Here is a 12548-nt window from a genome sequence, read left to right as displayed (position 1 = left end):
ACGCACTATGTCGAACACCCAGCCTTTCTTCTCGCAGCCCCTCGCCGAGCGCGACGCCCCGGTGCGCAGCGCCATCCTGAAGGAGCTCGAGCGCCAGCAGTCGCAGGTCGAGCTGATCGCGTCGGAAAACATCGTGTCGCGCGCCGTGCTGGAAGCGCAGGGTTCGGTGCTGACCAACAAGTATGCGGAAGGCTATCCGGGCAAGCGCTATTACGGCGGCTGCGAATTCGCCGATGAAATCGAGGCGCTCGCGATCGAGCGTGTGAAGCAGATCTTCAACGCCGGCTATGCGAACGTGCAGCCGCATTCGGGTGCGCAGGCGAACGGCTCGGTGATGCTCGCGCTCGCGAAGCCGGGCGACACGGTGCTCGGCATGTCGCTCGACGCCGGCGGCCACCTCACGCACGGCGCGAAGCCGGCGCTGTCGGGCAAGTGGTTCAACGCGGTGCAGTACGGCGTGAACCGCGACACGATGCGCATCGACTACGACCAGGTCGAGGAGCTCGCCCACCAGCACAAGCCGACGCTGCTCATCGCCGGCTTCTCCGCTTATCCGCGCGCGCTCGACTTCGCGCGCTTCCGCGCGATCGCCGACAGCGTCGGCGCGAAGCTGATGGTCGACATGGCGCACATCGCGGGCGTGATCGCGGCCGGTCGCCATGCGAACCCGGTCGAGCACGCGCACGTCGTCACGTCGACCACGCACAAGACGCTGCGCGGCCCGCGCGGCGGCTTCGTGCTGACCAACGACGAAGAGATCGCGAAGAAGATCAACTCGGCCGTGTTCCCCGGCCTGCAGGGCGGCCCGCTGATGCACGTGATCGCCGGCAAGGCCGTCGCGTTCGGCGAAGTGCTGCATGCCGACTTCAAGACCTACATCGACCGCGTGCTCGCGAACGCGCAGGCGCTCGGCGACGTGCTCAAGGCAGGCGGCGTCGATCTCGTCACCGGCGGCACCGACAACCACCTGCTGCTGGTCGACCTGCGCCCGAAGGGGCTGAAGGGCGCGCCGGTCGAGCAGGCGCTCGAGCGCGCGGGCATCACCTGCAACAAGAACGGCATTCCGTTCGACACCGAGAAGCCGACCGTCACGTCGGGCATCCGCCTCGGCACGCCGGCCGGCACGACGCGCGGCTTCGGCATGGCCGAGTTCCGCGAGATCGGCCGCCTGATTCTCGAAGTGTTCGACGCGCTGCGCGCGAATCCGGACGGCGACCACGCGACCGAGCAACGCGTGCGCCGCGAGATTTTCGCGCTTTGCGAGCGCTTCCCGATTTACTGACCGACGACCCCACACACGCAGAGACTAGAGCGAGAGGCAGATATGAGCACGCTGCATCAGGACAGCATCATCATCGACGGATTGAACATCTCGAAGTTCGAGAAGCCGGTGTTCGAAGACATGCGCCGCGGCGGCATCACCGCCGCGAACTGCACGGTATCGGTGTGGGAGAACTTCACCAAGACCGTCGACAACATCGGCGTGATGAAGAAGAAGATCCGCGACAACGGCGAGCTGCTGACGCTGGTGCGCACCACCGACGACATCTTCCGCGCGAAGCAGGAAGGCAAGACGGGCATCATCCTCGGCTTCCAGAACGCGCATGCGTTCGAGGACAACATCGGCTACATCGAGGCGTTCGCCGACATGGGCGTGCGCGTCGTGCAGCTTTGCTACAACACGCAGAACCTGGTCGGCACCGGCTGCTACGAGCGCGACGGCGGCCTGTCCGACTTCGGCCGCGAAGTGATCACGGAAATGAACCGCGTCGGCATCATGGTCGACCTGTCGCACGTGGGCGGCAACACGTCGTCGGAAGCGATCGCGTTCTCGAAGAAGCCGGTGTGCTATTCGCACTGCCTGCCGTCGGGCCTGAAAGAGCATCCGCGCAACAAGAGCGACGCGCAGCTCAAGGAGATCGCCGACGCCGGCGGCTTCGTCGGCGTGACGATGTTCGCGCCGTTCCTGAAGCGCGGGATCGAAGCGAACATCGACGACTACATCGAGGCGATCGAATACGTCGTGAACCTGATCGGCGAAGACGCGGTCGGCATCGGCACCGACTTCACGCAGGACTACGCGAAGGAATTCTTCGACATGCTGACGCACGACAAGGGCCGCTATCGCCAGCTGACGAACTTCGGCAAGGTGATCAACCCAGAAGGCATCCGCACGATCGGCGAATTCCCGAACCTGACCGCGGCGATGGAGCGCCACGGCTGGAAGGAGTCGCGCATCCGCAAGATCATGGGCGAGAACTGGGTGCGCGTGTTCAAGGACGTGTGGGGCGCGTAAGCGCACGCACGAACCGAACCGAGCCGAACCGCCCCAGCGATTCAACACCACTCAACACCACAAGAATCCGGCCGTGCCGGCGCGTCGCGCGCTGGCGCGCGGACGATATCGCGCCTGCGCCCGAGCCGCGCGGCGTTTTTCCTCACGGAGCCACCACGATGCAACCGCAACTGCCGATCAACGTCGATCCCGATACCGGCGTCTGGACCACCGACGCGCTGCCGATGCTGTACGTGCCGCGTCACTTCTTCACGAACAACCACGTCGCGGTCGAGGAAGCGCTCGGCGTCGAAGCGTATGCGCAGATTCTCTACAAGGCCGGCTACAAGTCCGCCTACCACTGGTGCGACAAGGAAGCGAAGCTGCACGGGCTGACCGGCATGGCCGTGTTCGAGCATTACCTGAAGCGCCTGTCGCAACGCGGCTGGGGCCTGTTCTCGATCATCGAAGCCGATCCGGCCAGCGCACGCGCGAAGATCGAGCTGCGCCACTCGTCGTTCGTGCTCCAGCAGCCGGAGAAGGAAGGCAAGCTCTGCTACATGTTCGCGGGCTGGTTCGCCGGCGCGATGGACTGGGTCAACGACACGACGCCGGAAGGCCAGGGTGCGCCGCGCGCGCAGTCGAAGGAAGTGCAGTGTGCGGCCGAGCACCACGATCACTGCGTCTTCGAAGTGTCCCCGATCGCCCACTGACGCACTGAAGCCGCCCAGCAACACCACAACACCCGCAATACGAGACATTCGAACGCCAGAGGTCGCCAGCGATGCGTTATCCCCACCTGTTCAAACCCATGCAGCTGAACCAGCTGACGCTGCGCAACCGGATCGTCAGCACCGCGCACGCGGAGGTGTATGCCGAGCCGGGCGGCCTGCCGGGCGACCGCTACATCCGCTACTACGAGGAGAAGGCCAAGGGCGGCGTCGGCCTCGCGATCTGCGGCGGCTCGAGCCCCGTGTCGATCGACAGCCCGCAGGGCTGGTGGAAGTCGGTGAACCTGTCGAACGACAAGATCATCGATCCGCTCACGCGGCTGGCCGACACGATGCACAAGCACGGCGCGAAGATCATGATCCAGGCGACGCACATGGGCCGCCGCTCGTCGTTCCACGGCGAGCACTGGCCGCATCTGATGTCGCCGTCGGGCGTGCGCGAGCCGGTGCACCGCGGCAACGCGAAGATCATCGAGATCGAGGAAATCCGCCGCATCATCGGCGATTTCGCGGCGGCCGCGAAGCGCGTGAAGGCGGCCGGCATGGACGGCATCGAGATCTCGGCGGCGCACCAGCATCTGATCGACCAGTTCTGGAGCAAGCGCTCGAACCATCGCACCGACGAATGGGGCGGCAGCCTCGAGAACCGTCTGCGCTTCGGCATCGAAGTGCTGACGGCCGTGCGCGAGGCGGTGGGCAAGGACTTCTGCGTCGGGCTGCGCATGTGCGGCGACGAATTCCACGAAGATGGCCTCGATCACGAAGCACTGAAGGAAATCGCGCAGGCGATGTCCGAAACTGGCCTGATCGACTACCTGAGCGTGGTCGGCTCGGGCGGCGACACGCACAACACGATCGCGAACTGCATGCCGCCGATGGCGCTGCCGCCGGAGCCGTTCGTGCATCTCGCGGCCGGCATCAAGTCGGTCGTGAAGATCCCGGTCATGCACGCGCAGAGCATCCGCGATGCGGGCCAGGCCGAGCGCCTGCTCGCGAACGGGATGATCGACCTGGTCGGCATGACGCGCGCGCAGATCGCCGATCCGCACATGGTGATCAAGATCCGCGACGGCCGCGAGGACGAAATCAAGCAATGCGTCGGCGCGAACTACTGCATCGACCGCCAGTACAACGGCCTCGACGTGCTGTGCATCCAGAACGCGGCCACCTCGCGCGAAGCGACGATGCCGCACATCATCGAGAAATCGCGCGGCCCGAAGCGCAAGGTCGTCGTGGTCGGCGCGGGCCCGGCCGGGCTCGAGGCCGCGCGCGTCGCGAAGCTGCGCGGCCATGACGTCGTGCTGTTCGAGAAGAACGCCGAGGTGGGCGGCCAGGTGATGATCGCGGCGAAGGCGCCGCAGCGCGAGCAGATGTCGGGGATCATCCGCTGGTTCGACATGGAAACGAAGCGGCTGGGCGTCGACCGGCGTCTGGGCGTCGCTGCCGACGAGAAGATGATCATGGCCGAGAAGCCGGACATCGTCGTGCTCGCGACGGGCGGCTCGAGCTTCACGTGGCAGGTGCCGGCGTGGGGCGTCGCCGAAGGGCTGGCGGTCAGCTCGTGGGACATCCTGACCGGCAAGGTCGAGCCGAAGCAGAACGTGCTGCTGTTCGACGGCGTGAGCACGCATGCGGGCGCGGGCGTCGCCGACTTCATGGCGAGCCGCGGCTCGAAGGTCGAGGTCGTCACGCCCGACGTGAAGGTGGCCGACGACTGCGGCGGCACGACGTTCCCGATCTTCTATCGGCGCCTGTACGCGCTCGGCGTGATCCCGACGCCGAACACGATGCTCGACCGCGTGTACGAGGAAGACGGCAAGAAGATCGCCGTGCTGCGCAACGAATACACGGAAGAACTCGAAGAGCGCGCGGTCGACCAGGTCGTGATCGAGAACGGTTCGTCGCCCAACGACGAGCTGTACTGGAAGCTGAAGCCCGAGTCGGTGAACCGCGGCCAGATCGATCCGCACACGCTGTTCGCGGCCGAGCCGCAACCGTGCCTGTCGGAAGAGCTGGGCAACGGCCGCTTCCTGCTGTTCCGTGTCGGCGACTGCATCTCGATGCACAACGTCCACGGGGCGATCTACGACTCGCTGCGTCTCGTCAAGGATTTCTGAAGATGAATCCGGCTTTCCTCATTACCGCACTGCTGTGGCTGTCGGTGGCGGGGCTCGTGTTCGCGGTCGCGAAGCGCTCGTCCTACTGGCGTCTCGGGCGCGCGACGGCGCCCGGCTCGTTCGGCGTCGCGAACCTGTTCGCGATTCCGAAGCGCTACTTCGTCGACCTGCACCACGTGGTCGCCCGCGATCCGTACATCGCGAAGACCCACGTCGCGACCGCGGGCGGCGCGATCGCCGCGCTCGCGCTGGTGTTCGTCAACTACGGCCTCGCGATCTATTCGCCGTGGCTCGACCGGCTGATCTTCGTCGCGGCGCTCGCGATGCTGGTCGGCGCGGTGTTCGTGTGGCGCCGTCGTGCGGCGAAGAACGTGCCGGCCCGGCTGTCGCGCGGCCCGTGGAACACGCTGCCGTGGATGCTCGGTTCGTTCGCGCTCGGCCTCGTGCTGTTCATGGTCGTGCCGACCGGCGCGATGTCGGGCGCGTTCGCCGTGCTCTGCGCGCTGCTGATCGCGGCCGGCGCGTTCACGATGACGGTCGGCGCCGCGAAGGGCGGCCCGATGAAGCATGCGATCGCCGGGCTGCTGCACCTCGCGTTTCACCCGCGTCAGGAACGTTTCGCGGCCACCCGTGAATCGTTCACCGGCAACGGCACCGCGACGCCGCCGACCGCGCTGAAGCTGCCCGATATCGAACACGACGAGTACGGCGTCGCGAAGCCGGTCGAATTCCGCTGGAACCAGCTGCTGAGCTTCGACGCATGCGTGCAGTGCGGCAAGTGCGAAGCCGCGTGCCCCGCGTTCGCATCGGGCCAGCCGCTGAACCCGAAGAAGCTGATCCAGGATCTGGTCGTCGGGATGGCCGGCGGCACCGATGCCGCGTATGCGGGCAGCCCGTACCCGGGCATCCCGGTCGGCCAGCATCGCGGCGAGCCGAACGGCCCGATCGTGTCGGGCCTGATCGAGGAGCAGACGCTGTGGTCGTGCACGACCTGCCGTGCATGCGTGCAGGAGTGCCCGATGCTGATCGAGCACGTCGACGCGATCGTCGACCTGCGCCGCAACCGCACGCTGGTGCACGGCACGGTGCCGGGCAAGGGCCAGGAGGTGCTCGCGAACCTGCGCGAGACGGGCACGATGGGCGGCTACGACACGGCCGCGCGCTACGACTGGTCGGTCGACCTGAACGCGCCGATCGCGCAAGCGGACAAGCCGGTCGACGTGCTGATCGTCGCGGGCGAAGGCGCGTTCGACATGCGCTACCAGCGCACGCTGCGCGCGTTCATCAAGGTGCTGAACAAGGCGGGCGTCGACTACGCGGTGCTCGGCGGCGCCGAGACCGACACGGGCGACGTGGCGCGCCGCCTCGGCGACGAGGCGACGTTCCAGCAGATGGCGAAGCGTCTGATCGGCACGCTCGGCGCGCTGTCGTACCAGCAGATCGTCACGGCCGATCCGCACGTGATGCACAGCCTGCGCAACGAGTATCGCGCGCTCGGTCTGCGCGTGACGGTCAAGCATCACACGACCTACCTCGCGGAGCTGGCCGACAGCGGCAAGATCGCGCCGAAGGCCGTCGATGCGCTGCACGAGAAGCGCACCACCTACCACGATCCGTGCTATCTCGGCCGCTACAACGGCGAGACGGAGTCGCCGCGCAAGCTGCTGAAGACGATCGGCATCCAGGTCGTCGAGATGGAGCGCAACGGCATGCGCGGGCGCTGCTGCGGCGGTGGCGGCGGTGCGCCGCTGACCGACATCCCGGGCAAGCAGCGCATTCCCGACATCCGCATCGCCGACGCGCGCGCGATCGGTGCGGACGTCGTCGCGGTCGGCTGCCCGAACTGCACGGCGATGCTCGAAGGCGTCGTGGGCCCGCGCCCCGATGTGCTCGACGTAGCCGAACTCGTTGCCGCTTCGCTGGAGTGAATCGATGAACCCGATCAAACGAATCGATCCGCGCCGGCCGTTCATCATCACGGCTGCGGGCCTGAAGCGCATCACGCTCGGCGAGGAAGGCAGCGCCGACGCGAGCGCCGCGCAGTGGTCCGCGCACGGTCATGGCGGCGCGGCCGCGAAGCCGCGCCGCGCGGTGCAGGACCCGAAGCACGTGATGCTGGTGGTCGCGCACACCGAGCGCGGCGCGCTCGACGACCACGCGCGGCAGGCGATCGCCGCCGCCGCGGTGCTCGCCGACGCGCAGACGGAAGTCGCGCTGCTGGCGTTCGGCGAACTGAAAGACGACGCGGCCGCGCTCGGCGTCGACAAGCTGGTCGAGCTGACCGGCTTCGACCGTCGCGCGTTCGCGCCCGAAAGCGAATTGCAGGCGTTGCAGGCCTGTGCGGCAGCGCTCGCGCCGAAGCACGTGCTGATGCCCGACAACGCGACGGGCGACGGCGATCTCGGCCGGCGCTACGCGGCGGCGGCCGGCGCGAGCGTCGCGACCCATGTGGTCGAGATCGACGCGAAGCACGTCGGCGCGTATGCGCACGCGGGCCGCGCGTTCGCCACCCGTGACCTGCCCGACGTGATCCTGCTCGCGCCGAACGCGGTGGAGCCGAAGCTGCCGTTCGTCGGCGCCGGCGAGCGCCTGGCTGCGGACTTCATTCATCCGACCGGCGACGCGGCCGGCGCGGCCGGTGCGGCCGACGCCTATCGCGACCTCGGCCTCGACGAAATCGACGCGGCGCAAGTCGCGCTGGAGGAAGCCGACTTCATCGTGTCGGCCGGCAACGGCGTGTCCGACATCGCCGCGTTCGAGCGGCTCGCCGGCGTGTTCGGCGCGGCGATCGGCGCGAGCCGCGTCGCGGTCGACAACGGCCATTTCACGCGCGACAAGCAGGTGGGCGCGACCGGCAAGACGGTCGAGGCGAGCGTGTACATCGCGTTCGGCATCTCCGGCGCGGTGCAGCATCTGCAGGGGATCAAGGACTGCCGCCACGTGATTGCGGTCAACCTCGACGGCAGCGCGCCGATCGCGAAGCGCGCGAACCTGACGGTCGTGGGCGACGCGCAGGCGACGATCTCGGCGCTGATCGAACAGGTGCAGGCCGCGCGCGCGGCGCGCGGACAATCGCCGGCCGCGGTCGGCGCCCGTGAAACGGAAGGAGTCGCAGCATGAACGCCCCCCGCCAGTTGCAACGCATCGCGGTGCTCGTGTCCGTGGGCCGGCATCCGGTCAGCGGCACCGCACGATACAGCCGCAACGACGCGGCCGCGCTCGAGCTGGGCCGCCAGCTCGCCGAGCGGCACCGCGCGCAGCTCGACGTCGTCCATGCGGGCGACCCCGCCAATCAGGCGCTCGCCGAATACCTCGCGCTCGGCGCGCGCGAGGTCGAGGTGCTCGCGTGCCGCGACGGCGACGACGCCGCGCACGCGCTCGCGGCCCGCGTCGAAGGCTACGACCTCGTGCTGACCGGCACCCGCGCGGAAGGCGCGTACGACACCGGCATGCTGCCGTACCGCGTCGCCGCGACGCTCGGCTACCCGCTGGTCGGTGCGGCCGTCGACGTGACGGTGGACGCCGGCCGCGCGGCGGTCCGGCAATTCTTGCCGAAGGGGCTGCGGCGCGGGGTCGACACGGCGCTGCCGGCGGTCGTCGCGGTGCATCCGCTCGCGAACGCGCAGCCGCGCTACGCGTATGCGCGGCTGCGGGCCGGCGCGATCCGGCCGGCGCTCGCGTCGAGCGGCGCGGATGCCGAGGCGGCCGCGTGGAAGGTCGGTCCGATCGAGCGTAAACCCGTAAAACTGGTCGCCGCCGAGAAGCGCTCCGGGCACGCGCGGATGCTGTCCGCGACGACGACCGAAAGCCGCGGCGGGAACGTCGTAAATGAAGGGAGTTCAGTCGAAAAAGCACAAGTGATCCTCGCGTATTTGCGCGAGCATCAGCTCATCGACTACTGATTTTTGGGGCCTGTCGGCAACCACCCAGGGATGCAAGGAATCCGGAGCAAACGATGAAAGTATCGGCAGACATTCGCGCACTGATCGAACGACGCAAGGCAGGCTACAGCCTCGAGGCACCGTTCTATACGAGCGAGGAAATTTTCGCGCTCGACATGGAGGCAATCTTCCGCCAGCACTGGATCCAGGTCGCGGTCGAGCCTGACGTCCCGGAGCCGGGCGACTACGTGACCGTCGAGCTGGGCAGCGACTCGATCCTGATCGTGCGCGACGACGACATGGAGATCCGCGCGTTCCACAACGTGTGCCGCCACCGCGGTGCGCGCCTGTGCAACGAGGACAAGGGTTCGGTGGGCAACATCGTGTGCCCGTACCACAGCTGGACCTATAACCTGACCGGGCAGCTGATGTTCGCCGAGCACATGGGCGAGCAGTTCGACCGCTGCAAGCACAGCCTGAAGTCGGTGCACGTGCAGAACCTCGCGGGCCTGATCTTCGTGTGCCTCGCCGACGAGCCGCCGGCCGACTTCGCGCAGCTGCGCGCGCAGATGGAGCCGTACATGCTGCCGCACGATCTGCCGAACGCGAAGATCGCCGCACAGGTCGACATCATCGAGGAAGGCAACTGGAAGCTCACGATGGAGAACAACCGCGAGTGCTATCACTGCGTCGCGAACCATCCGGAGCTGACGATCTCGCTGTACGAATACGGCTTCGGCTACCAGCGCTCCGACGCGAACGCCGAAGGCATGGATGCGTTCGCGGAAACCTGCGTGCGCCGCGGCAAGGAATGGGCCGAGATGGGCCTGCCGTCCGCCGAGATCGAGAAGCTGCTCGACGTGACCGGTTTCCGCACGCAGCGCCTGCCGCTCGACCGCAGCGGCGAATCGCAGACGCTCGACGCGAAAGTCGCGTCGAAGAAGCTGCTCGGCAAGTTCGAACAGGCCGACCTCGGCGGCCTGTCGTTCTGGACGCAGCCGAATTCGTGGCATCACTTCATGAGCGATCACATCGTCAGCTTCTCGGTGATTCCGCTGTCGGCCGGCAAGACGCTCGTGCGTACCAAGTGGCTCGTGCACAAGGACGCGAAGGAAGGCATCGACTACGACGTGAAGAACCTCACGGCCGTGTGGAATGCGACCAACGACCAGGATCGCGCGCTCGTCGAATTCTCGCAGCGCGGCGCGAGCAGCAGCGCGTACGAGCCCGGCCCGTATTCGCCGTACACGGAAGGCCTCGTCGAAAAATTCTCGGCCTGGTACATCGCCCGGCTCGCCGAAAAGATCGGCGCATAGTATCCAGCAGCGGACAAGCGGAGCAAGACATGATGCGAGATGCGGCCAATTTCGAGCCGGTGGACAGCCGGGTCACGCACCCGGCGTTCTGGAACGCGCTGCCGGAGCGCTGGACGAGCGACGTCGAGGAAACGCTGGTGTGCTGCCACGTGCGGCAGGAAACGCATGACGTGAAGAGCTTCTTCTTCCGTTCGCCGCAGGGCCGTACGTTCTCGTTCGAGCCCGGGCAGTTCATCACGCTCGAGCTCGACATCGACGGCGAGACGATCAATCGCTGCTATACGATCTCGTCGTCGCCCGCGCGGCCGCACACGATTTCGATCACGGTCAAGCGGGTGCCGGGCGGCAAGGTGTCGAACTGGCTGCACGACAACCTGCAGCCGGGCGCGCCGGTGCGCGTGCTCGGCCCGGCCGGCGAATTCACCTGCGCGCGGCATCCGGCGCGCAAGTATCTGTTCCTGTCGGCCGGCTCGGGCATCACGCCGCTGATGTCGATGAGCCGCGCGCATCACGATCTCGCCGAGGATCGCGACATCATGTTCGTACACAGCGCGCGCACGCCGGACGACATCATCTTCGCGCGCGAGCTGGACCTGATCGCATCGAACCACACGAACTTCCGCACGTCGTTCGTCGTCGAGCGCGTCGGCGCGCGCACCAACTGGCCGGGCGTCACGGGTTTCCTGACGCTGCCGCTGCTGAAGCTGATCGCGCCGGACTTCATGGAGCGCGAGATCTTCACGTGCGGGCCGGCGCCGTACATGAAGGCCGTGCGCGACCTGCTCGACGAGGCCGGCTTCGACCGCAAGCAGTATCACGAGGAGAGCTTCTCGTTCGAAACGCTCGCGCAGACCGCGAGCGACGACGTGCTCGCCGAACTCGTGCCCGCGGCCGACGGCGGCGACGTCGCGACGAAGCAGTACACCGTCAGCTTCGCGAAGAGCAACCGCGAGATCTCGTGCGGCTCCGAGCAGCACGTGCTCGACGCGGCGCGCCAGTCTGGCGTGCGGCTGCCGGCATCGTGCACGCAGGGCATGTGCGGCACCTGCAAGGTGAAGCTCGTGTCGGGGCAGGTCGAGATGAAGCACAACGGCGGCATCCGCCAGCGCGAGATCGATCAGGGCATGGTGCTGCTCTGCTGCAGCAAGCCGCTGTCGGATCTCGTCATCGACAAATAGCGCGCAACGCATCGTCGGCCGTCCGTGCGCGTCGCGTGCGGACAAGCATCCGTCGCAAAATAGCGATACCGTGGATTTGTGGTTGAAGAACCTAGAGAGGCAACGCGCAGTGAGCGCATATCAAGGAGATCGACCATGAAGCTGTTCGGGAAACTGCTGTGGGCCGGCGCAGTGTCGGCGATGGTGACGCTGAGCGCGTCGGCAATCGCGGATACGAAGCCGACGCTGAAAATCGGTTACGTAGAAGGCTGGGACGACAGCGTCGCGACGTCGAACGTCGCGGCCCGCGTGATCGAGAAGAAACTCGGCTACCACGTGCAGCTGGTGCCGGTCGCCGCCGGGATCATGTGGCAAGGCGTGGCGCGCGGCGACCTCGACGCGACGCTGTCGGCGTGGCTGCCCGTCACGCACGGCTCCTACTGGAGCGAATACAAGACGAAGGTCGTCGACCTCGGCGTGAACTTTCCGGACGCGAAGATCGGCCTGATCGTTCCGGATTACGTGAAGGCGAAGAGCATCGACGATCTCAACGCCGAGAAGAGCAGCTTCGGCGGCCGCATCGTCGGTATCGACGCGGGTGCGGGCGTGATGCGCAAGACCGACGAGGCGATCAAGAGCTACGGGCTCAGCTACACGCTGATGCCGAGCTCGGGTAGCGCGATGACGGCCGAGCTGTCGCGCTCGGTCGGTGCGAACAAACCGGTGATCGTGACCGGCTGGGCACCGCACTGGATGTTCGCGAAGTGGAAGCTGCGCTTCCTCGACGATCCGAAGAAGGTGTTCGGCGGCGCGGAGCACGTCGACAGCGTCGTCAATCCGCAGCTCGAAACGAAGGCGAAGCCGGTCGTCGCGTTCCTGAAGAAGTTCCAGTGGAAGCCGGGCGAGATCGACAGCGTGATGCTGGCGATCCAGAACGGCTCGAAGCCGGATGCGGCCGCCGACGCATGGATCGCAGCGCATGCGGACCGCGTGAATGCGTGGACCGAAGGCGCGCAATAAGCCGCAATAAGCCGCAATAAGCACACGACGGTTCGTCCCGCGAATCGTCAC

The 12548-nt window shown here is 67.0% G+C and carries 10 protein-coding genes; all 10 read left to right on the top strand.

The window, feature by feature from the left end:
* The first annotated feature begins 7 nt into the window (after positions 1-7).
* The 10 genes from MBR110_RS21570 (at position 8) to MBR110_RS21525 (ending at position 12497) form a co-directional block, all read left to right on the top strand.
* Positions 8-1282: a serine hydroxymethyltransferase gene (locus MBR110_RS21570; protein ID WP_175983828.1), complete on the top strand. Its 1275-nt coding sequence runs from the start codon at positions 8-10 to the stop codon at positions 1280-1282.
* A 42-nt stretch (positions 1283-1324) separates the two neighbouring features.
* A complete protein-coding gene (locus MBR110_RS21565; protein WP_011880775.1) occupies positions 1325-2296 on the top strand; it encodes a dipeptidase in 972 nt (323 codons plus the stop codon).
* A gap of 158 nt (positions 2297-2454) precedes the next feature.
* Positions 2455-2988: a DUF5943 domain-containing protein gene (locus tag MBR110_RS21560; RefSeq protein WP_014723974.1), complete on the top strand. Its 534-nt coding sequence runs from the start codon at positions 2455-2457 to the stop codon at positions 2986-2988.
* Between the two features lie 71 nt (positions 2989-3059).
* The gene (locus MBR110_RS21555; protein WP_041494001.1) at positions 3060-5123 is read left to right on the top strand and encodes an NADH:flavin oxidoreductase; all 2064 of its coding nucleotides are present in this window, start codon (positions 3060-3062) and stop codon (positions 5121-5123) included.
* Between the two features lie 2 nt (positions 5124-5125).
* Positions 5126-7051, top strand: a complete 1926-nt coding sequence (locus MBR110_RS21550; RefSeq protein ID WP_181709327.1) for a (Fe-S)-binding protein — start codon at positions 5126-5128, stop codon at positions 7049-7051.
* A gap of 4 nt (positions 7052-7055) precedes the next feature.
* Positions 7056-8243: an electron transfer flavoprotein subunit alpha/FixB family protein gene (locus MBR110_RS21545; protein ID WP_011880771.1), complete on the top strand. Its 1188-nt coding sequence runs from the start codon at positions 7056-7058 to the stop codon at positions 8241-8243.
* Positions 8240-9025, top strand: coding sequence for an electron transfer flavoprotein subunit beta/FixA family protein (locus tag MBR110_RS21540; protein WP_181709326.1), 786 nt, complete (start codon positions 8240-8242; stop codon positions 9023-9025). The genes MBR110_RS21545 and MBR110_RS21540 overlap by 4 nt, the downstream gene beginning before the upstream one ends.
* Before the next feature lie 53 nt (positions 9026-9078).
* Entirely contained in the window at positions 9079-10320 is a 1242-nt protein-coding gene (locus MBR110_RS21535) for an aromatic ring-hydroxylating oxygenase subunit alpha (protein WP_011880769.1), read from the top strand.
* Between the two features lie 29 nt (positions 10321-10349).
* On the top strand, positions 10350-11498 hold the full coding sequence (locus MBR110_RS21530; protein WP_011880768.1) for a hybrid-cluster NAD(P)-dependent oxidoreductase: 1149 nt from the start codon (positions 10350-10352) through the stop codon (positions 11496-11498).
* A 135-nt stretch (positions 11499-11633) separates the two neighbouring features.
* On the top strand, positions 11634-12497 hold the full coding sequence (locus tag MBR110_RS21525; protein ID WP_034195493.1) for a glycine betaine ABC transporter substrate-binding protein: 864 nt from the start codon (positions 11634-11636) through the stop codon (positions 12495-12497).
* Positions 12498-12548 lie beyond the last annotated feature (51 nt).

The sequence above is a fragment of the Burkholderia sp. MBR-1 genome (genome assembly GCF_013822785.1).
Taxonomy (GTDB): Bacteria; Pseudomonadota; Gammaproteobacteria; order Burkholderiales; family Burkholderiaceae; genus Burkholderia; species Burkholderia vietnamiensis.
This window is presented reverse-complemented; position numbering and strand designations above follow the sequence as displayed.

What these genes read in the sequence shown, in the direction of transcription:
- MBR110_RS21570 (WP_175983828.1), top strand. Translation starts at nt 8, where the DNA reads ATGTCGAACACCCAGCCTTTCTTCTCGCAGCCCCTCGCCGAGCGCGAC.
- MBR110_RS21565 (WP_011880775.1), top strand. Translation starts at nt 1,325, where the DNA reads ATGAGCACGCTGCATCAGGACAGCATCATCATCGACGGATTGAACATC.
- MBR110_RS21560 (WP_014723974.1), top strand. Translation starts at nt 2,455, where the DNA reads ATGCAACCGCAACTGCCGATCAACGTCGATCCCGATACCGGCGTCTGG.
- MBR110_RS21555 (WP_041494001.1), top strand. Translation starts at nt 3,060, where the DNA reads ATGCGTTATCCCCACCTGTTCAAACCCATGCAGCTGAACCAGCTGACG.
- MBR110_RS21550 (WP_181709327.1), top strand. Translation starts at nt 5,126, where the DNA reads ATGAATCCGGCTTTCCTCATTACCGCACTGCTGTGGCTGTCGGTGGCG.
- MBR110_RS21545 (WP_011880771.1), top strand. Translation starts at nt 7,056, where the DNA reads ATGAACCCGATCAAACGAATCGATCCGCGCCGGCCGTTCATCATCACG.
- MBR110_RS21540 (WP_181709326.1), top strand. Translation starts at nt 8,240, where the DNA reads ATGAACGCCCCCCGCCAGTTGCAACGCATCGCGGTGCTCGTGTCCGTG.
- MBR110_RS21535 (WP_011880769.1), top strand. Translation starts at nt 9,079, where the DNA reads ATGAAAGTATCGGCAGACATTCGCGCACTGATCGAACGACGCAAGGCA.
- MBR110_RS21530 (WP_011880768.1), top strand. Translation starts at nt 10,350, where the DNA reads ATGATGCGAGATGCGGCCAATTTCGAGCCGGTGGACAGCCGGGTCACG.
- MBR110_RS21525 (WP_034195493.1), top strand. Translation starts at nt 11,634, where the DNA reads ATGAAGCTGTTCGGGAAACTGCTGTGGGCCGGCGCAGTGTCGGCGATG.